The sequence below is a fragment of the Roseateles sp. P5_D6 genome (assembly GCF_054049415.1).
This window is the reverse complement of record NZ_JBFUMK010000006.1, coordinates 271,028-291,977: the sequence shown is the minus strand read 5'-3', so window position 1 is coordinate 291,977 and position 20,950 is coordinate 271,028. Positions and strand designations below refer to the sequence as shown.

Below are 20,950 nucleotides of genomic sequence, written 5' to 3'. Positions count from 1 at the left end.
AAAAGCAGAGGGCGAATGGCAACGATCAAGGACGTAGCGCGGCTGGCAGGTGTGGGCGTGGGCACCGCCTCGCGCGTCATCAGCGGAAACGGTTCCGTCGCGCCAGCCACGGCCGAGCGCGTGCGCAAGGTCATTGCCCAGCTGAAGTTCCGGCCCTCGCACACCGCGCGTTCGCTGGGCGCGGGCACGTCCAAGCTGATCGGCGTCTACATCCCCTTCCTGCGCGGCACCTACTACACGCCCATCCTGCGCGCCATCGACCTGGTGTTGCGCGCGCAAGGACTGCACATGGTGGTGGCCTTCGGCGAGGGCATCGAGGACGAACGCGTCGAGACCAACGACGGCATGCGCTTTTTGCTGGACCGCGATTGCGACGGCCTCATCGTGCTGTCCAACGCGCTGCAGGACGAAGACCTCAAGGCCCTGGGCCCGGCGGCGCGCCAGGTCGTCGTGCTGAATCGCCATTTCGACCGCATCAAGGACCAATGCTTCACGGCCGACCACGTGCAGGGCGGCGTGCAGGCGGCCCGCGCGCTGCTGCAGCACAAGCACAAGGACATCGCCGTCGTCTCCGGCCCGACCACCTCGCCCGACAACGTGGCGCGCCTGAATGGCTTCATGGGCGAGCTGGCGCTGCGCGGGCTGGACACGTCCAAGATCCTGACCGTACCCGGCGACTTTTCCAATCAGGCCGGCTGGGATGCGGCAGAGGTGCTGCTCAAGCAAAAGCGCCTGCCCTCTGCCGTGTTCTGCGCCAATGATGAGATGGCCATCGGCCTGCTGGCGCATTTCCAGGAACGCGGCGTGTCGGTGCCGCATGAGGTTTCGGTGCTGGGCTATGACGACTCTCCCAGCGCCGAATTCGCGGCGCCGCGCCTCACATCGGTGCACATCCCGAGCCACGAGGTCACGCTGGCCGGCCTGCACTGGCTGCTGAACCGCTGCTACGGGCAGCAGCTGCCCATCTCGCGGCAGTTCGACATCACCGTCACCTGGCGCGCCTCCGTAGCAGCACCCCCTTCGCGCAAACGAAGCTGAGGCCACAATCCGGTTTGGTTACTTTTCACCAAACCCATGCCTCAACGCGTCCTGACCGGCATCACCACCACCGGCACCCTGCATCTCGGCAATTACGTCGGCGCCATCCGCCCGGCGATCGAAGCCAGCCGCGCGCCCGGCGTGGAGAGCTTCTTCTTCATGGCCGACTTCCACGCGCTGATCAAGTGCGACGAGCCGGACCGCCTGGCCCATTCCAGCCGCGCCATAGCTGCCACCTGGCTGGCTGCCGGCCTGGACGCCGAACGCGTCACCTTCTACCGCCAGAGCGATGTGCCCGAGATCCCCGAGCTGACCTGGCTGCTGACCTGCGTGACGGCCAAGGGCCAGATGAACCGGGCCCATGCCTACAAGGCTGCCGTGGACGCGGCCGTGGCTGCCGGCGAGGAGCCCGATGCCAACGTCAGCATGGGCCTGTTCAGCTACCCGGTGCTGATGGCGGCCGACATCCTGATGTTCAACGCGCACAAAGTGCCTGTGGGCAAGGACCAGGTCCAGCACATCGAGATGGCGCGCGACGTGGCCCAGCGCTTCAATCACCTGTTTGGCCGGGGCAAGGAGCTGTTCACTGCCCCAGAGGCCGTGACCGATGCCGAGATGGAGCTGCTGCCAGGGCTGGACGGCCGCAAGATGAGCAAGAGCTATGACAACGTCATCCCTCTCTTCGAAGGCGGCAGCGCGGCGCTGAAGGAGGCCGTTGCGCGCATCGTCACCGACTCCAAGCTGCCCGGCGAGCCCAAGGACCCGCAGGGCCAGGCCCTGGTCACCATCTACGATGCTTTCGCGACCACCGAGCAGCGCGCCGCCTTCCGCGCGGCCCTGCGCGGCGGCCTGGGCTGGGGCGAGGCCAAGCAGCAGCTCGTGAACCTGATCGAAGGCCAGATCGGCCCGATGCGCGAGCGCTATGCCCACCTGATGGCCCACCCCGAGCAGCTCGAAGCCACGCTGCAGGCCGGCGCCGCCAAGGCCCGCGCCATTGCGGTTCCCTTCCTGAAGCAATTGCGCGAGGCCTGCGGCCTGCGGCCCTACACGTCCACCGCGACGACAGCCGCTACCAAGACAGAGAAGGCCGCACTGCCGGTCTTCAAGCAATACCGCGAGGCGGACGGCAAGTTCTACTTCAAGCTGCTGTCGGCGGGTGGCGAGCTGCTGCTGCAGAGCAGTGGCTTCGAGCAGGGCCGCGATGCCGGCCAATGGGTCGCCCGGCTGAAGCGCGAAGGTCTTGTGGCCGATGCGCCGGTGCAGCGCGAAGCCAGCGACGCCGCCATCACGGCCGCCCTCGCCGCCTTCCAGGAAGACTGACGTGGCCGACATCACCGAACTGCTGATCGGCACTTCGCGTGGTGACGCGGCGTCCCTGCAGCAGCTCTACGCCCTGCTCTACCCCGAGATCAAGCGCGTCGCCCGCATCCGCCTGGCGCAGAGCGGCCCGAGCGGCAGGTCGGCCGGCCTGAACACCACCGCCCTGGTGCACGAGGGCTTTCTGCGCATGGCCGACCAGCAGGGCCTGCAGGGCGAGACGCGCGGCCAGTTCTTCGCCTACGTGGGCCGCGTGCTGCGCTCCGTCGTCATCGACCACCTGCGCACCGAAGGCCGCGACAAACGCGGCGGGGACGCCGTCATGGTCACGCTGTCCGCGGCCGACGATGTGGCCGCCGTGCAGAGCACGGCCGTCGACATGCTGGGCCTGGACCAGGCGCTGGAGCGCATGAAGGCCCTGGACAACGGCCTGTACGAGCTGATCGAGATGGTGGGCTTCGCCGGCCTGTCCATCGCCGAGGTGGCGGCGGTGCGGGGCCTGTCCACGCGCAGCATCAACCGCGAATTGCTGAAGGCGCGCGCCCTGCTGCAGGAGCTGCTCGGCGACCCGCCGAATTCGGTGTACTGATGAACTCGGGCTTGCAGTCCTCGGACTGGCAGCAGCTGTCGGCGCTGTTCGACGAGCTCGCCGAGCTGCCCGCCGCGGCACGGGCCGAGCGCCTGGCTGCGTTGCAGCCGCCCGCACTGGCCGCGCGGCTGTCGCGCATGCTCGCCTCCTTGCCCGAGGACGAAGACACGGACGCCACCGTCCTCGTCGACATGCCGGGCTACAACACCCGCCTGGTCGCCGCGCTGAGCGAGCCGACGCTCTCCACCACCACACCTGCCCGCCCCGGCGACCGCCTGGGCTCCTGGTGCCTGGCCGAACCCCTCGGCGAGGGCGGCATGGGCCAGGTCTGGCGGGCCGAGCGGGCCGATGGCCTCTACCAGGGCGAGGCCGCCATCAAGCTGCTGCGCGGCGACCGCGCCGGCCCCGGCCTGACGGCCCGTTTCGCCCGCGAGCGCGCCCTGCTCGGCCGGCTGACCCACCCGGGCATCGCCCGCATGCTGGACGCCGGCGAGCAGGACGGCCGCGCCTACCTCGTGCTGGAGTACGTGGTGGGCCGCACGCTGTCCGAGCACGTGCGCGCACACAACCTTGGCCTGGTGGCGCGCGTGAAGCTGCTGCTGGAGGTGGCGCGCGCCGTCGAACATGCCCATGCCCAGCTCATCCTGCACCGCGACCTCAAGCCCGGCAACGTCATGGTGGACGAGCAGGGCAATGCCAAGCTGCTGGACTTCGGCATCGCCGGCCTGCTCGACGACTCCGGCCGTCAGTCCGACCATCAGCTGACACAGATCACCGGCCGGCGCCTGACGCCGGCCTACGCGGCGCCCGAGCAGATCACCGGCGAGGCCGTGGGCGTGGCCAGCGACATCTATTCGCTGGGCGTGATGCTCTACGAACTGGCCAGCGGCGACCTGCCTTTCGGCAAGCGCGGCCTGGGCCGCACGGCCCTGGAGCATGCCGTGCTGCACGGCCAGGCCCAGCGCATCACCCGTTCCACACGCACGACCGGCTCGGCCGACAGCGCCGGCGACGAGGCAGGCCCCGGCCGCCCCCTCGATGCGGACCGGGCGGCGGGCGACCTGGAGGCCGTCGCCGCCAAGGCCTTGCGCAAGAACCCGGCCGAACGCTATACCAGCGTCGGCAACTTCATCGACGACCTCGAGCACTGGCTGGCCCAGCGCCCGGTCAGCGTGCGTGCCGAGGACTGGCAGCATCGCGTGCGCCTCTGGCTGCGCCGCAATGCCGCGCTGGCGGTCGGCGCCACGTTGGTGTTCGCGGCCCTCAGCCTGGGCCTGGCCGTCAGCCTCTGGCAGCGGCACGAGGCCCAGGCCGCAGCGCGCGAGTCCGAGCAGGTCACGGGCTATCTGGCAGAGCTGCTCGGCGCGGCCAGCCCCGACCAGAACGGCGGCCGCCAGCCCACCGTGGTGGAACTGCTGGACCGCAAGCGCCAGGAGCTGGCCACGCGCTTCAACGACCAGCCCGAGGTCAAGGACCGTGTCTTCGACACGCTGGTCAAGACCTATTTCGCGCTGCAGCGCTTCGACGTCGCGGCGCCGTTGGCTGAAGCGCGCCTGGCCCACGCCCGCCAGGCCTTCGGTGAGAACGACCCGCGCACCGAGGACGCCGCCGTCTCTCTGGCCGGCCTGCACACCGCCGTCGCCGGCGGCCAGCCCGTGATCGACTTGCTGGAACCGCTGCTGCCTCGCTGGGACAGCCGCTACGGGCCGCTGAGCGAGAAATCCCACAGCCTGCGCCTGCACCTGCTGACGGCCTACGGTCGCCTGGGCCGCTTCGCCGATGCAGAGCGCGAACTGGCGCTGGCCAAGCGCTCCAACGACGCGATCTATGCCAAGAACCCCTTCGAGCATGCGCGCTTCGCGACCTACGAGAACGTGCTCTATGTCTACGAGGGCCGGCTGCGCGAGGCCGAGCGCTCGCTCGAGGCGGCCAAGCCGTTCTGGAACCCGCAGGAGGCCGAGCGCATCCGCCCGGCCCTGGTGCTGGAGCGCAACCTGGCCTTCGTGCGCTGGCGGATGGCGCGCGAGAGCGCGGCCGACGCCACGGCGCGCAGCGATGACTTGATCCGCCGCTGGGACGCCATCGCGCGCCCCGGCAACCACGCCAGCACGCTGATGCGCCAGTTGCTGGCCGTCTACCTGCAGCAACTCGGCGAGTTCGGCGCGGCCCTGGCCCAGCTGGAGAAGGCCCAGGCCGAGACCGAGGCCGCCGGCGCCGACGACGCCGTGACCGGCCTGCTGCGCCGCACCCAGTTGCTGGAGGCCCGCGTGCTGGCCGCCGGCCGCGCCGACGCGGCCAGCCTGCGCGCCGCCGCCCAGGCCCTCGCCGGGCTGGATGCCGCGCCGCTGATCGGTGACGTGCGCCGCGCCGATGGCCTGCTGACGCTCTCGCGCATTGCCATCGCGCCCGGCGCCGGCGAGGCTGGCCAAGCGCTGGCGCGCGATGTCGAGCACCGCCTGAACACGCTGCGTCCGCTGCTCGCCGAGTCCCGCAACCTGGCCAGCCGCATCGATCTCTTCAAGAGCCGCCTGGCCGGCACGCCAGCGGCCTCGCTGGCGGGCACGCGCATCCGCGTGGCCTACTTCGACGGCCTGCCCGAACCTCAGGGCCTGCCCGAGTGGGCTGCCCGCCTGCAGCTGGCCTGCGCGCTGCGCGCGGCCGGCGAGCCCTGGCAGGAGGCGCTGACGCGCGCCGAAGCCTCGCGCCCGACCAATCTCGCCGAGCTGACGCCTGCGCTGCATCCGCTGACCGAGGTGGCCGCACAACTCGCGGCAGGCACGGCCGCCACCGATTGCGACTGGCGTTTCTAGAGCCATGCCTCTAGGCACTGTGGGTAGCGCGTCACGCCGCAGGGTGTTTACCCGGGGGAAGGGCCGCTTTGCAGGCGGTTAACTTTGCGGCTCCCGAAAAGAATCCCCCCGAGGAGACACGCCCATGGCCACCATCGCCGCCGACCAGCTCGCCCTGCAACGCCTGTATCACTGGGAGCGCACCGCCGGCAGCACCGTCACGCTGACGCAGCCGATGGGCGGGCCCGAGGTCCTCGACTTCACCTGGGCCCAGGTCAGCGACCAAGTGCGCCGCATGGCCGCTTTCCTCAAGGCCAAGGGCGCCGCCGAGGGCTGGCCAGCCGACGCCAAGGTGGCGATGCTGTCCAAGAACTGCGCCTGGTGGCTGATGACCGACCTCGCCATCTGGATGGCCGGTTATGTCTCCGTGCCGCTGTACCCGACGCTGGCGGCCGACACCATCACGCAGATCCTCACGCACAGCGAGGCGCGCTTCATCTTCATCGGCAAGCTCGACGGCTGGGAAGGCATGAAGCCGGGCGTGCTGCCGAGCCTGCCCGGCGCCAGCTACGCGCTGTCGCCCGACGACGTGAAGAAGAACTACGAGGGCTGGGACGCCATCTGCGCCCGCACCGAGCCGCTCAAGGGTGAAGTCACGCGCGGCGCCGACGAGCTCTGCACCTTGATCTACACCTCGGGCACGACGGGCAACCCCAAGGGCGTCATGCACAACTTCGGCGCCTTCGCCTGGGCCATCGGCGCGGGCCTGGACCGCTTCCCGATGAGCGCCAGCGACCGCATGATGTCCTACCTGCCGCTGGCCCACGTGGCCGAGCGCGTGCTCGTCGAGCACAGCTGGCTGAAGGTCGGGCTCAAGGTGTTCTTCGCCGAATCGCTGGACACCTTCACCGCCGACCTGCAGCGCGCGCGGCCCACCATCTTCTTCAGCGTGCCGCGCCTTTGGGTCAAGTTCCAGCAGGGCGTGCAGGCCAAGATGCCGCCGCAGAAGATGAACAAGCTGCTGCGCCTGCCCATCATCGGCGGCCTGCTGCGCAAGAAGGTCCTCAAGGCCCTGGGCCTGGACCAATGCCGCATCGCCGTCGGCGGCGCCGCACCCATGCCGGTGGCGCTGCTGGAGTGGTATGGCACGCTGGGCCTGCACATCAACGAGGGCTATGGCATGACCGAGAACCTGGCGCTGTCGCACATGACGATGCCGGGCAAGAACCAGCGTGGCACCGTGGGCCCGGCCTATGGCGGCGTGCAGACCCGCATCGATCCCGCCAACGGCGAGCTGCAGATGCGCAGCCCGGCGCTGATGATGGGCTACTTCAAGGAGCCGGGCCTGACCGCCGACGCGCTGACCGCCGATGGCTGGCTGCACACCGGCGACAAGGTGACCCAGGACGGCGACGGCTGCGTGCGCATCACCGGCCGCGTGAAGGACCTGTTCAAGACCAGCAAGGGCAAGTACGTCGCCCCGGCGCCCATCGAGGACAGGCTGGGCATGAACCCCAACATCGAGGCCTGCTGCGTCGCGGGGGCCAACATGGGCCAGCCGCTGGGCATCGCGATGCTGTCGCCGCAGGGCCTGCAACGCGCCAGCTCCGAGGCCGAACGCACGGCGCTGATGGCCGAGCTGAGCAAGCACCTGGACGACGTCAACGCCCGTCTGGACCCGCACGAACAGCTCGACACCCTGGTGCTGATCAAGACGCCCTGGACGGTGGACAACGGCTTCATCACGCCGACCTTCAAGGTCAAGCGCAACCGCATCGAGGAGGCCTATGCGGGCAAGTTCGATGCGTGGGTGGGCAAGCGCGCCAAGGTGTCGTTCGGGGACTGAGCGCGCAGGCCCGCCGCTGAGGCAGCTGGCCTGCGCGAGTGCCGCGCCTCAATCCGGCAACGAGAACGCGTACAGCTTGCTGTTCGGCGTGCCGAAGCCGAAGTTGCTGTAGCCCGAGCCCCAGTAGAGCGTGCCGTCGGCGATGGCCGCGCCCGAAAGGCAGGAACCGCCGCTTGGATAGCTCCACAGAATGGCGCCGTTCGCGCCGTTGAGCGCGTACATGCGGCCGCTGGCGTCCAGCGAGCAGGCGTAGACAACGCCATTGGCCGTCGTCACCGGGCCCGAGGGGCCGCCGCCGATACCGCCCGGCGGCAGCGGGTCGAGCGTCTGCCATAGCGTCGCACCGGTGGCCGCGTCGAGGCCGAACCAGGCGCCTCGCGTCGTCGGCGCGCTGGCGCCTGTCGGCATCCACGGCACCCCGTTGCTGTTGGCGTTGGCCGTGTAGACGCGCGTGCCGTCCGTCGCCGAACCCCACTGCAGGCCGCCCGCCGTGCCCCCTGGGCCGGCCTGGGTGACCCAGGCCACGGCGCCGGTGTCGGGGTTCAGCGCCCAGTACTGGCCGCTCTTCTGCCCGAGGCCCAGCAGCTCCACCGGCTTGCCCTTGCCGGCCTTGGACTTGAACAGCGCCGGCGCCTGGCCAAAGTCGTAGTCCGGGCCTGCCGGCGACGGGCAGTTGTCGCCGTCGCCGAAGAAGGGGATGCAATCCACCGTCCAGGCGTCATAGGGGATGGCACGGGTCGCCCAGCGCACGGCCCCCGTCTTCATGTCGAGGGCGAGGACGCTGTCGAAATAATCGTTCGCCGGCAGGCAGGCGGCCTTGGCCACCGGATCGGCACCGGCCGCCGACACGCAGGCCAGCACGGGCGGCGGCACCGAGTAGTTGTTGCCGGTGGCGATGTAGACCGCGCCGCGCGAGGTATCGACGGCAGGCGAGCTGCCCCAGACGGCGTTGCCGGTGTAGCCGGCCGGCGCGAGCGTCGTCCGCCAGCGGATGGCGCCGGTTTTCAGGTCCAGGGCCAGCATGCTGCCGCGAAAGGACAGCTGGTAGCCCGGCACGAAGGCGGCAAGGGCCTCCTCCTGCGACGCGACGCCAACGAAGACCTGGTCGCCATGGATGGTGGCCGACTGCGTGATGATGGCCGCGAAATGCGGATCGGCCTGGGTGCTCCAGGCCAGCGCCCCGGTGTCCTTGTCGAAGGCCAACACCCGGCCGCCAGGGCCGCCGCCCGCCAGGATGGAACCCTGGGTGCCGATGACCACCTTGCCGCCGCCCAGGGCCGGCGTGGCGCGGGCCTTGTCGCGAGGAATGCCCGTTACCGAAGGCAGGTAGACGGCCCAGCGCACGCTGCCATTGCTGCGGTTGACCGCATAGAGATAGCCAGCCCAGTCGGGTACATAGACCGTGTCGCCATCGACGGCCGGCGTGGCCGAAACGTCGCCCGCCGTGGTCAGCGCCCATTTGACGGCCAGCTGGTTGACATTGCCGACGCCCAGCTTGTGCTCGGACGGTTGGCTGCGTGTGTTCTCGCGGTCGCCCCCCGCACTGCTCCATTCACTGCCCTGCGCCGCTGCTGCCACCAGCGGCAGGGCCAGCGCCACTGCCGCAAGGAGGGTGCGCGTCGGCGCGGTCGGCTCTCGAAAACAGGTCGTCTTCTTCATGGAAGTTCTCCGTTCCTTGTTTGCGATGCCCGATGAACGGGCCGTGGAACGGGTGGGCATCGCGCAACCCGCCACAGCAGACGCTTGGCGCCACGCGGCGACAAGGCGAAAGGGCATCAGAGGACGCTGCAGCGGGGCAGGCATCGGGGCATACCCGTCGCCGTCCTCTGGGTTGAGGACGATCGCTAGCTGCGCCAGTAATCGGCCCGCCCGTAATGCGCGCGCAGATGCTCCACCCACAGCCGCGTGCGCAGCGGCAGATGGCGTGACTGCGGGAACACGGCGTAGATGCCGTTGGGCGGCGCCGCAAAGGTGTCCAGCACGCTGACGAGGCGCCCTGCCGCGAGGTCGGCCTCGACCTCCCAGGTGCTGCGCCAGGCCAGGCCCATGCCGTCCACGCACCAGTCGTGCAACACCTGGCCATCGCTGCAGTCGAGGCGGCCAACCGGCCGTAGGTGCTGAACGGCGCCGTCGATCTGGAAGGCCCAGCCGCGCACCTGGCTGGCCTCAGAGCTCAACGTCAGGCAGGCATGGCGGCCGAGTTCATCGGGGTGCTTCGGCGTGCCGGCGCGCTTCAGATAGCCGGGGGCGGCCACACACAGCCGCCGGTTGTCGGCCAGCCGCGTGCTGACCAGGCTGGAGTCCGGCAGGTCACCCACACGTACGGCACAGTCGAAGCCCTCGTGGACGATGTCGATGACGCGGTCGCTGAGGTTGAGCGACAGGCTGAGGTCGCCATGCTCGGCGAGAAAGCCCGGCACCAGCGGCGCAACATGCCTGCGGCCGAAACCGGCAGGCGCCGTCACGCGCAGATGGCCACTGGCCTTGAGGCCGCCGGCACTGACGGCAGCTTCCGCATCGGCCAGCGAGGCGATCAGGCGCTGGCAGTCCTCCAGGAAGGCCTGGCCCTCGGACGTCAGCGTCAGCCGCCGCGTCGTACGCAGCATCAGCTTGACGCCCAGGCGCGCCTCCAGCGCGTCCAGCCGCCGGCCCATGACGGCAGGCGCGACGCCCTCGGCCTGGGCCGCCGCCGTCAAGCTGCCCTTGCCCGCGACGAGGACGAAGGACTCCATCTGCTTGAGCTTGTCCATGCCCCGGATTGTGCTGGGCGACAGACGCAAAGGCAGCGGTTTCATGAAGGATCTTTGCGTTTTTGTCACAGATGAATGGCGTGCTCCGCAGCGAATCCCGACACGCGACGCAGCTAGATTGGCGACATTCGTTGTTGCCTTCTCGCAGGAGTCCCGCCATGCCTCGCACCACCCTCCACCGCCTGCAGGTCGATGCCGACCTGGCCCGCTTCATCGACACCGAGGTGCTGCCCGGCACCGGCGTTTCGGCTGACGCCTTCTGGGCCGGCTTCAGCCGGATCGCCCATGAGCTGGCACCGATGAACCGCGCGCTGCTGGCCGAGCGCGACCGACTCCAGGCCGAACTGGATGCCTGGCACGAGGCCCATCCCGGCCCCATCACCGACATGCCGGCCTACCGCGGCTTCCTGCAGCGCATCGGCTACCTCGTCGAGCCGCCCGCCCAAGTGCAGGCGACCACCGCCAACGTCGATGCCGAGCTGGCCCTGCAAGCCGGCCCCCAGCTCGTCGTGCCCATCCTGAACGCCCGCTATGCACTGAACGCGGCCAACGCGCGCTGGGGCTCGCTGTACGACGCGCTCTACGGCACTGACGCCATCTCCGAGGCCGACGGGGCCACGCGCGACGGTGGCTACAACCCGGTGCGCGGCGCCAGGGTCATTGCCTTCGCCCGCCAGGTGCTGGACCAGGCCGCACCGTTGGCCGAAGGCTCGCACAGCCAGGCGGTGGCCTACCGCATCGAGGGCGACCAGCTCTCCGTCACGCTGGCCTCGGGCGACGTGACCGGCCTGGCCGACGCGGCCACCTTCGCCGGCTACCAGGGCGCCCCTGATGCGCCCAGCAGCGTGCTGCTGGTGCACCATGGCCTGCACCTGGATGTGCGCGTCGATCGCAGCACGCCCATCGGCAAGACCGACCCGGCCGGCATCGCCGACGTGGTGCTGGAGTCCGCGCTGTCCACCATCCTCGACCTGGAAGACTCGGTCGCCGCCGTCGACGCCGAGGACAAGCTGCTGGCCTATCGCAACTGGCTGGGCATCCAGCTCGGCACGCTCACCGAGGAAGTCGCCAAGGGCGGCAAGAGCTTCACGCGCCGCCTGAACGCCGACCGCGTCTACACGGCGCCCGGTGGCGGCACGCTGACGCTGCATGGCCGCTCCCTGATGTTCGTGCGCAATGTCGGCCACCTGATGACCAACCCGGCCATCCTGCTGGGAGGTGACCAAGAGGGCAACGAGATCCCCGAGGGCATCATGGACGCTGTCGTCACGACGACCATCGCGATGCACGATCTGCGCCGCCGCGGCAACAGCCGCACGGGCAGCGTCTACATCGTCAAGCCCAAGATGCACGGCCCGGCCGAGGTGGCCTTCGCCGCCGAGCTGTTCAGCCGCGTCGAGCAGCTGCTCGGCCTGCCCGACAGCACGGTCAAGCTGGGCATCATGGACGAGGAGCGCCGCACCTCCGTCAACCTGAAGGCCTGCATCGCCGCAGCGGCCAGCCGCGTCGCCTTCATCAACACCGGCTTCCTGGACCGCACGGGCGACGAGATGCACACCGCCATGCGCGCCGGCCCGATGCTGCGCAAGGGCGACATGAAGACGTCCAGCTGGATCCAGGCCTATGAACGCAGCAATGTGTTGACCGGCCTGGCCTGCGGCTTGCGCGGCCGCGCCCAGATCGGCAAGGGCATGTGGGCCATGCCCGACCTGATGGCCGCCATGCTGGAGCAGAAGGTCGGCCACCCCAAGGCTGGCGCCAACACGGCCTGGGTGCCGTCCCCCACCGCCGCGACGCTGCATGCGCTGCACTACCACCAGGTCAGCGTTAGCGCCGTGCAGCAGGAGCTGGAGAAGGTCGACCTCGCCGCCGAACGCGAGGGCATCCTGAACGCACTGCTGACCATCCCCGTCGCCGCCAAGGCCGACTGGACGCCCGAGCAGCGACAGCAGGAGCTGGACAACAACGTGCAGGGCATCCTCGGCTATGTGGTGCGCTGGGTCGACCAGGGCGTGGGCTGCTCCAAGGTGCCCGACATCAACGGCATCGGCCTGATGGAAGACCGCGCGACGCTGCGCATCTCCAGCCAGCACATCGCCAACTGGCTGCGCCATGGCGTCGTGTCGGCCGAACAGGTGCGCGAGACCTTCACCCGCATGGCCAAGGTGGTGGACGGCCAGAACGCCGGCGACCCGGCCTACCGGCCTCTGGCCGCCAACCCGCAGGGCGCGGCCATGCAGGCGGCGCTGGACCTGGTCTTCAAGGGCGAGGCCCAGCCCAGCGGCTACACCGAGCCGCTGCTGCATGCCTGGCGGTTGAGGGTGAAGGGGCAGTCGGCTTGATCAGCAGGTCTGGCCTACTTCGCGCAGCAGCGCTGTAACTAAACGTTTCCAGATCGGCAGCGCGGTTCGATGGGTAGCGGCTTCGTCGCGCCAGCGCGGTCTGCTTGGCGCCTTGATGCCGCTAAACAAGTGAAATGTGGCGATCAAGCCAGAACCCCTGTTTCGTTATGACAGCGAACAGGTTCGGCATGAAAGCCCCCCGCGGGTGGGCGGCCCGGCACTTCCTCCGATGTTGCTTTGCCGCAAAACCTATCGGACGACATCCTGCCCAGCGTCTCATCTTTGCAACATTTTCCGTCTGCAAGCCAACGGCAATCTAGGGGTTACCGGGCAAAACGAGCCGAAAGCGTCACTGCGGGACGGTGCCACCCGCTCAATTGGTAGGAACCCCCAAGGGTCACCAGCAAACTTTCCTCACACTTCTAGGCGTTCTCCCCGGCACTACGGCCGGGCTGTGGACTGTTGCTTCGTGGCCCACCAGGCCGGCAAGCTGTCTTTATCGTCAGGAGTTTCATCGATGTTCAAACGTCACGCCGTCAGCGTCGCAGCGCTGGCTTGTCTTGCCGCTGCCCTTCAGCCGGCCCTCGCGCAGCAACAACTGGAACGGGTCGAAGTCACCGGTTCGAGCATCAAGCGCATTGCAGCCGAGGGCTCGTTGCCCGTGCAGGTCATCAGCTCGGAGCAGATCAAGGTCAGCGGCGCCACCAACGTGGCAGAGCTGCTGCAACGCATACCCGCGATGCAGGGCTTCCAGATCGCCGACATCGCTATCGGCACCAACTCCGGTGGCACCGCCTTCGCGTCACTGCACGACATTGGGCAGGCTTACACGCTGGTGCTGCTCAACGGTCGGCGCCTCGCCCCCACGGGTGACGGTGGCCGTGTCAACCTGAACTCGATTCCCATGAGCGCGATCGAGCGCATCGAAGTGCTGACCGACGGCGCTTCCGCCCTCTACGGCTCCGACGCCATTGCCGGCGTCGTGAACTTCGTCCTCAAGCGCAACAAGCAGGGCGGTGAAGTCACGGTCGGCTACTCGAACCCGCTGGAAGGCGGAGGCAAATCGGCGAATGTCTCTATCACCTACGGCTTCGGCGACATCGAGCGCGACCGCTTCAACATCGTGGCCACTTACCGCCGCGACGATCAGAAGAAGCTGAAGTCGGGCGATCGCGATTTCGCCAAGACGGCCTACCTGCCCGTCTCCTTTGGCGGCAATAGCTACGTCTACGACCGAACCAGCACGTCTGCCGACCCGGCCAATGCGCAGGTGACGTTCAAGAAGATCGGCGCCGACACTGCGACGCTCGGCGCTTACTCGTTCAACCCCTACCTTATGGAAAAGGGGAAGTGCGCGCCGAACAACTTCTACAGCCTGGCCAACACCATTCCGGCAGGCGGCACGGCCAAGGTTGGCACGGCGCAATGCGCGTTCGACTTCGTCTCCACGATCGACATCTATCCCGAGTACAAGCGGGATTCGGCTTTCGTCACGGGTCAGCTCAAGCTCAGCGACAACGTCAAGCTGTTCTCTGACATCGCTTACACCCGCTACGACCTGGTCGCCCGCATCGCGCCGAACCCGGTGCCCATTGCGATCCCGGTTGGATCCGCGCTGTACAACAAGTACGTCTCGCCGTATCTGACGGCCGCTCAGCAGGCCCGTGTCAACACCGTCACGGCGGGCTTCCGCGCGACGGACTTCGGAACCCGTGATTCGCAGACCTTTACCGATTCCAAGCACGTCGTCGTCGGCGCCGAAGCCGACATCGGCAGCTGGAACGTCAACGGCGCGCTGACCTGGTCGCAAAACGCGTTGGACGAGCATTACATCGGCGGCTATTTCAAGACCACCGAGTTCACCAACATCGTCAACACGCTGGCGATCGACCCCTTCGTGCCATCGGGCAACCAGAGCGCGGCGGCCCAGAAGCTGATCAGCGACTCCATCTACCACGGCAGCATCCGCACGGCCTCCACGACGCTCAAGGGCGGCGACGTGCGCGCCTCCGGCGAAATCTTCAACCTGCCAGCCGGGGCGGTGAACCTGGGTGTCGGGGCGGATGTCCGCAACTACCACTACAAGCAGACCCCGTCCGCTGATGCGGTCAACGGCGTCATCTACAACTTCGGCGCCAATCCGCAATACGACCTGGAGCGCGACAACCTCGGCGTGTTTGCTGAATTGCAGATCCCGGTCGTGAAGGGCCTCGAGGTCAATGCCTCGCTGCGCTACGACAGCATCAGCAAGATCAAGGACGCGATCAACAAGCGCGACTTCGGCAAGACGGAAAAGGCATCGACCTACAAGCTGTCGGGCAAGTACCAGGTCTCCAGCCAGCTGATGTTCCGCGGCTCCTACGGCACGGGCTTCAAGGCCCCGGATATGCTGGACATCGCCCAGCCGCTGGTCTCCAACGGCGTGACCGCCTCCAGCTACGACTGCCCCTTCCCTGGCGACGGCAGCGGCTCGCCGCCCTGCAAGCCCGGCAAGGCCCAGTACACGCAGCTGAGCGGCGGCAACGAGAACCTGAAGGCCGAGAGGTCCAAGCAGGCCACCATCGGCATGCGCATCGAGCCGACCTCGAACTTCAGCGCGGCTTTCGACTACTGGCAGGTGAAGCTGCGCGATGCAGTCAGCGGCGTGTCGGCCAACCAAGCTTTCGGCGATCCGCAGAAGTATCAAAGCCTGTTCACGACTTACAAACAACCGGCTGAAACATCGAACTACTACGCCTTCATGGCCCTGTCGACCAACATCGGCCAAGCCATCACCAAGGGTATCGACTGGGAGCTCGAAGGTCGTGTGGACATTCCGTCGGTCGGTCGACTCACGACTTCGCTGGCTGGCACGTACATGATCGAGTCCTCGTATACCCGCGCGGGCACGAGCAACGACTTCACGGACAGCATGGGCCACTACGGCGAAAACGCTGCCGTCACCTTCCGCAACATCTTCAGCACGCAGTTCAAGCTCCAGACAGGTCCGGTAACCAATTCGCTGCTGTTCAAGTACCGCAGCAAGTACCTCGACCGCGTGCAGACCGTTCGTGACCTGTCGACAGGCAAGAACACGACCATCGCGCTCGACGTTCCCGAGTACTTCACCCTGGATTACCAGGGCACGTACAAGTGGAGCAAGGCGCTGGAACTTCGTCTGGGCGTCACCAATCTGCTGAACAAGGCGCCGCCGCTGACGCTGCGTGATTCTTCGGGCCATCAGGTCGGCTATGACCCGCGTTACGCCAGCCCGCTGATGCGTACCGTCTACGTGACCGGCAGCTATAGCTTCTGATGACGTGATGCGCCGGCTCCGTGCCGGTGTCTGCAAGGCCCGCCTCGGCGGGCCTTTTTCATTTCGGCTGCGAAAATAGGCGCACTCCCGACCTCCGCCATGACAGCCATCACTTCAGATCCCGACGTTCTCATCATCGGCGCCGGCCCCGCTGGCAGCGCCTGCGCACGGGTGCTGGCTCGGTCGGGCGTGGATGTCCTGCTGGTCGACCAGCACCCGCCCGGCCGCGACAAGATCTGCGGCGACGGCCTGATCCCGGACGCCCACAAGGCCCTGGCCCGCCTGGGCCTGCTGGACGACGTCATGCGACGCGCCCAGGCCGTGGCCCATGTGGGCTGCATCGGCCCGCGGGGCGGCCGCATTGACGTGCCAGGCTCACTGGCGGTGCTGCCGCGCAAGGAGCTGGACGCGTTGCTGCTGAGCGCCGCCCGGGAGGCGGGCGCACGCTTCGAGCAAGCACGCTTCGAGGCACCGTTGGAGACCGATGGCCGCGTCGTCGGCGCGCGGCTCAAGCGGGGCGATGAGATCGTCGAGGTCGCTGCGCGATGGGTCGTGCTCGCGACCGGCGCCGTGCCCAGGGCGTTGACCGCGGCCGGCATGTGCGAGCGCCACACGCCCAGCGGCGTGGCCCTGCGCGGTTATGTGAAGGCGCCGCAGATGGTCGGCAGGATCAAGGCGCTGGAAGTCGTCTGGGACAAGTCGGTGCGGCCCGGCTATGGCTGGATCTTCCCGGCGCCGGATGGCCACTTCAACATCGGCGTCGGCGTGACGGACAGCCACAAGGATCTCGGTGGCGGCAAGGGCCAGAAGAAGGACGTCAATCTGCGCGCCATCTTTGATGCCTTTGTCGCCAAGTACGCGCCGGCGGCCGAGCTGATGCGGGTCGGTGAGCTGGTCGGTGAGCTCAAGGGCGCACCGCTGCGTTGCACGCTGACCGGCGCCACCTGGACGCGCCCCGGCCTGCTCGTCACCGGCGAGGCTGCCGGAAGCACCTATTCCTTCACCGGCGAGGGCATTGGCAAGGCCATGGAGACCGGCATGCTGGCGGCCGACGCCATCCTGGCGCACGCCGACGATGCCGCAGCCCGCGCCGCCTACGTGGCCGCGCTGACGGCCCTCAAGCCCAAGTTCGAGCTCTACGAGCGTGCCAACCGCGTCAACGCCCACCCCTGGCTGGCCGACCTGCTGATCTGGCGCGCCAAGAAGAGCCCGCGCCTGCTCAGGCGCATGAGCGGCGTGCTCAACGAGACCAGCAACCCGGGCAATCTCGTCAGCTTCAAGGGCATCAGCCGACTCTTTTTCGAGTAGACGGAGCCCCTCGCCCAGTCTGGCCCCGCTGAACGCGTGCGAACCTGGTCGGTCCCCCTGGGGGACGGCGATGCTTGCGGCATTGAGCCGCAAGCACATCGCCTAACGCGGGCCGGCTATGTGAACTGGAGTCGGACACAAGCAGTCCCTGCGGACTGCTTGTGTCTACGGAAGGCCATGGGCCTCTGGCCCATGGCAGGCCCGGCGCTCGGCCCGCAAAGATATCAAGCCATCCCTCACACGCGTTCCACCACGAGCGCGATGCCCTGGCCAACGCCAATGCACATCGTGCACAGCGCATAGCGGCCGCCCGTCAGCTCGAGCTGGTTGATTGCCGTCGTCACCAGGCGTGCGCCGCTGGCACCGAGCGGATGGCCCAGCGCGATGGCGCCGCCGTTGGGGTTCACGCGGGCATCGTCGTCCGCCAGGCCCAGGTCACGCAGCACGGCCAGGCCTTGCGCGGCAAACGCCTCGTTCAGCTCGATGACGTCCATCTGAGCCAGCGTCAGGCCCGTCAGCGCCATGACCTTGCGCGTCGCCGGTGCCGGGCCGATGCCCATGATGCGCGGCGCGACGCCGGCAGTGGCCATGCCGACGACGCGGGCGCGAGGCTTGAGGCCGTGGCGCGCAGCCTCTGCTTCACTCGCCAGCAACAGCGCGCAGGCGCCGTCGTTGACGCCGCTGGCATTCCCAGCCGTCACCGATCCGTCGGGCTTGACCACGCCCTTGAGCTTGGCCAGCGCTTCGATGCTGGTCTCGCGCGGGTGCTCGTCCAGCACCACGCGCAGCGGGTCGCCCTTCTTCTGCGGCACGTCCACCGGCACGATCTCGCGCTCGAAGAAGCCGCGCTTCTGCGCCGCGATGGCTTTCATCTGCGAGGCCAGCGCCATGCGGTCCTGGGCCTCGCGCTCGATGCCGAAATCGGCGGCCACGTTCTCCGCCGTCTCGGGCATGGCGTCGACGCCGTACTGCGCCTTCATCTGCTTGTTGATGAAGCGCCAGCCGATCGTCGTGTCATAGACGGCGTTGGCGCGGCTGAAGGCCGACTCGGCCTTGGGCATCACGAAGGGCGCGCGGCTCATGCTCTCGACGCCGCCGGCGATCATCAGCCCGGCCTCACCGGCGCGGATGGCGCGTGCGGCGGTGCCGATGGCGTCCAGGCCCGAGCCGCACAGGCGGTTGACCGTGCTGCCAGGCACATCCACCGGCAAGCCGGCCAGCAGCGCGGCCATGCGGGCGACGTTGCGGTTGTCCTCGCCAGCCTGGTTGGCACAGCCGTAGATGACATCGGCCACTTGAGCCCAGTCGACATTCGCATTGCGCGCCATCAGCGCCTTGATCGGCAGCGCCCCGAGGTCATCGGTGCGGATGGAGGACAGCGCGCCGCCGTAGCGGCCGAAGGGCGTGCGAATCGCGTCGCAGATGAAGGCTTGATTCATTTGAGATAGGGGCTCACGCGATAGCGCTCGCCGCGATAGTGGTGATCGAGTCGGTTCAGCAGCGCGGCGACCGGTGCCGAGCCCCAGAAGGCCAGCCATTCGAAGGGCCCGGCCGGGTAGTTGACGCCCAGCTTCATGGCCGCATCGGCGCCGGCCTCGTCGCAGACGCCCTGGGCGACGGCATCCGCCGCCTCGTTGATCAGCATGGCGATGGTGCGCGCGACGACGAGGCCTGGCAGGTCAGCCACGGCGCGCGGCACCAGGCCCAGGCGGGTCAGCCATTCGGCGGTCTGAGCGTCGCCGGCATAAGCGATGTCGCCGGTCGGCGCCAGTGGCAGATCGAAAACGGCCGTGCCCGGACCGAAGTCGCGAGCGCGACGGCCGTCGGTCAGACGCAGTTGGCGGCCGTCGACGGCCAGGCCGACCCAGTCGCTGTCCAGTTCACGCACGGCCTCGGGCAGATTGGCCACGAAGCGCTCAGCCAGGGCGCCACGGCCATGCACAACGAGACGGGCCGCCCGCGGCGGCGCAATGCTGACGGCCGGCAGGGTCGGCGCGCCCTCGGGGTAGCGGTAAAAGCCCCGCCCGCTCTTGCGGCCGAAGAAGCCGGCGTCGACCAACTCCTGCTGCACCAGCGACGGCGTGAAGCGGCGATCAAAGAAGTTGGCCGCGAAGACCGAGTGGGTCACGGCAAAGTTGGTGTCGTGGCCGATCAGGTCCATCAGCTCGCAGGGCCCCATGCGGAAGCCCGCGGCTCGGAGGACCGCGTCGATGAGCTCGGGCGCCGCGGCGCGATCCTGCAGCAGCATCAGTGTCTCGGCGTAATACGGCCGGGCGATGCGGTTGACGATGAAGCCGGGCGTGGAGCGCGTGTGCACCGCCGTCTTGCCCCAGCGGCCGGCGAGGTCGAAGACGGCCTGCGCGACCTCGGGCGACGTGCCCAGGCCTGACACCACCTCGACCAGCTTCATCAACGGCACCGGGTTGAAGAAGTGCATGCCGACAAGGCGCTCGGGCTTTTGCATGCCGCGCGCCAGCGCCGTCACCGAGATAGACGAGGTGTTGGTGGCGATGACGGCCTCGGGCGGCAGCAGCGCTTCCAGTTCAGCAAACAGCGCGCGCTTGACGTCGAGGTTCTCGATGATGGCCTCGATGACGAGATCGGCCGGTGCCAAGGCCTCGACCGGTGTGATGCGCGCCAGCGCTGCCTGCGCGGCATCGGCCGTCAGCCTGCCCTTGGTGACCAGGCCGTCCAGCATGGCCGAGAGCTTGCTCTTGGCGGCCTCGGCGGCACCGGGGCGGGCGTCAAAGAGCGCCACTTCATGGCCGGCCTGGGCGGCCACCTGGGCAATGCCGGCGCCCATCAGGCCAGCGCCGACGACGAGGATGCGCGAATTGTTCAAGGTCATTCGGGGGCAGTCCAGTTGGGCTTGCGTTTGCCGAGGAAGGCTGCAAAGCCTTCACGGGCCTCGGCTGTCGTGCGCACACGGGCAATGGTTTGAGCGGTCAGCTCGCGCACCTCGGCCGTGACCGGGCCGGGCGCCAGGCGTGCATAGAGCTGCTTGATCTCGGCCTGCGCCTGCGGGCCGCAGGCGAGCAGGTCGGCCACGAGGGCATCGACGGCGGTGTCCAGGCCTTCTGCCGGCACGACGCGCTGCACAAGGCCAACGCGCAGCGCCTCGTCGGCGCCGATGCGGCAGGCCATCAGCGCCAGCCGCCGCGCCTCGCGCAGGCCGACGGCATTGACAAGATGCGGGCCGATGACCGCGGGCAGGATGCCCATGCGGGCCTCGCTGACCGCGAAGCTCGCGGCGTCGGACGCGACCGCCATGTCACAGGCACAGACGAGGCCGACGCCGCCGCCGAGTGCCGCACCCTGCACTCGGGCGATGGTCGGCTTCGGGGTCTCGGCAATACGCGCCAGCATGGCGGAGAAGCGGCGGGCATCGGCGAGGTTGTCGTCCTGCGACGCCGCGGCCGCGCGCTGCATCCACTGCAGGTCCGCGCCGGCGCTGAAATGTTTGCCCGAGCCAGCCAGCACGACGACGCGCACGCCGGCGTCGTCGCCGAGCAGCGCAAAAGCCGCGTCGAGCTCGGCGATCAGCGTCTCATCGAAGGCATTGAACACGGCCGGACGGTTCATCGTCAGCACGGCCACGCCGTCGTCGCGGCGCTGCAGGTCAAGGGCTGTCCATGGTGGCATGCCGGCATTTTGCACTTTCCCGACCGATCGGTCG

At 68.5% G+C, this 20,950-nt stretch carries 13 protein-coding genes; 8 read left to right on the top strand and 5 right to left on the bottom strand.

Annotated elements, in window-relative coordinates; translation table 11 throughout:
- Nucleotides 1–15: 15 nt before the first annotated feature.
- From ACXJKM_RS10790 to ACXJKM_RS10770, 5 genes are all read left to right on the top strand, one after another.
- The gene (locus ACXJKM_RS10790) at nucleotides 16–1,038 is read left to right on the top strand and encodes a LacI family DNA-binding transcriptional regulator (protein WP_056200633.1); all 1,023 of its coding nucleotides are present in this window, start codon (nucleotides 16–18) and stop codon (nucleotides 1,036–1,038) included.
- A 36-nt stretch (nucleotides 1,039–1,074) separates the two neighbouring features.
- On the top strand, nucleotides 1,075–2,358 hold the full coding sequence (locus ACXJKM_RS10785) for a tryptophan--tRNA ligase (RefSeq protein WP_457352253.1): 1,284 nt from the start codon (nucleotides 1,075–1,077) through the stop codon (nucleotides 2,356–2,358).
- Between the two features lies 1 nt (nucleotide 2,359).
- Complete coding sequence (locus tag ACXJKM_RS10780; protein ID WP_056200637.1) at nucleotides 2,360–2,944, top strand: ECF-type sigma factor; 585 nt, start codon at nucleotides 2,360–2,362, stop codon at nucleotides 2,942–2,944.
- Nucleotides 2,944–5,754, top strand: a complete 2,811-nt coding sequence (locus ACXJKM_RS10775) for a serine/threonine-protein kinase (protein ID WP_457352251.1) — start codon at nucleotides 2,944–2,946, stop codon at nucleotides 5,752–5,754. The genes ACXJKM_RS10780 and ACXJKM_RS10775 overlap by 1 nt, the downstream gene beginning before the upstream one ends.
- Nucleotides 5,755–5,878: 124 nt before the next feature.
- Entirely contained in the window at nucleotides 5,879–7,579 is a 1,701-nt protein-coding gene (locus tag ACXJKM_RS10770) for an AMP-binding protein (protein ID WP_457352249.1), read from the top strand.
- A 48-nt stretch (nucleotides 7,580–7,627) separates the two neighbouring features.
- Here the strand turns inward: ACXJKM_RS10770 and ACXJKM_RS10765 are convergent, their stop codons facing one another.
- Both ACXJKM_RS10765 and ACXJKM_RS10760 read right to left on the bottom strand, forming a co-directional pair.
- A complete protein-coding gene (locus ACXJKM_RS10765) occupies nucleotides 7,628–9,238 on the bottom strand; it encodes an outer membrane protein assembly factor BamB family protein (RefSeq protein WP_457352247.1) in 1,611 nt (536 codons plus the stop codon).
- Nucleotides 9,239–9,423: 185 nt separating this feature from the next.
- Nucleotides 9,424–10,329, bottom strand: a complete 906-nt coding sequence (locus ACXJKM_RS10760) for a LysR family transcriptional regulator (protein ID WP_457352245.1) — start codon at nucleotides 10,327–10,329, stop codon at nucleotides 9,424–9,426.
- Nucleotides 10,330–10,487: 158 nt separating this feature from the next.
- On the opposite strand from ACXJKM_RS10760, the gene ACXJKM_RS10755 reads away from it, so the two are divergent.
- The 3 genes from ACXJKM_RS10755 (at nucleotide 10,488) to ACXJKM_RS10745 (ending at nucleotide 17,274) form a co-directional block, all read left to right on the top strand.
- On the top strand, nucleotides 10,488–12,671 hold the full coding sequence (locus ACXJKM_RS10755) for a malate synthase G (protein WP_457352243.1): 2,184 nt from the start codon (nucleotides 10,488–10,490) through the stop codon (nucleotides 12,669–12,671).
- 517 nt (nucleotides 12,672–13,188) lie between these two features.
- Entirely contained in the window at nucleotides 13,189–15,966 is a 2,778-nt protein-coding gene (locus ACXJKM_RS10750; RefSeq protein WP_457352241.1) for a TonB-dependent receptor, read from the top strand.
- A gap of 99 nt (nucleotides 15,967–16,065) precedes the next feature.
- The gene (locus ACXJKM_RS10745; RefSeq protein ID WP_457352239.1) at nucleotides 16,066–17,274 is read left to right on the top strand and encodes an NAD(P)/FAD-dependent oxidoreductase; all 1,209 of its coding nucleotides are present in this window, start codon (nucleotides 16,066–16,068) and stop codon (nucleotides 17,272–17,274) included.
- Nucleotides 17,275–17,510: 236 nt separating this feature from the next.
- Here ACXJKM_RS10745 and pcaF read toward each other — a convergent pair whose 3' ends face one another.
- The 3 genes from pcaF to ACXJKM_RS10730 are packed head-to-tail and all read right to left on the bottom strand — an operon-like array spanning nucleotide 17,511 to nucleotide 20,916.
- A complete protein-coding gene (gene pcaF / locus ACXJKM_RS10740; protein WP_457352237.1) occupies nucleotides 17,511–18,713 on the bottom strand; it encodes a 3-oxoadipyl-CoA thiolase in 1,203 nt (400 codons plus the stop codon).
- Entirely contained in the window at nucleotides 18,710–20,122 is a 1,413-nt protein-coding gene (locus ACXJKM_RS10735) for an FAD-dependent oxidoreductase (RefSeq protein WP_457352235.1), read from the bottom strand. Before ACXJKM_RS10735 ends, pcaF begins: the two co-directional genes overlap by 4 nt.
- Nucleotides 20,119–20,916, bottom strand: coding sequence for an enoyl-CoA hydratase-related protein (locus tag ACXJKM_RS10730; protein ID WP_457352233.1), 798 nt, complete (start codon nucleotides 20,914–20,916; stop codon nucleotides 20,119–20,121). The genes ACXJKM_RS10735 and ACXJKM_RS10730 overlap by 4 nt, the downstream gene beginning before the upstream one ends.
- Nucleotides 20,917–20,950: the final 34 nt, after the last annotated feature.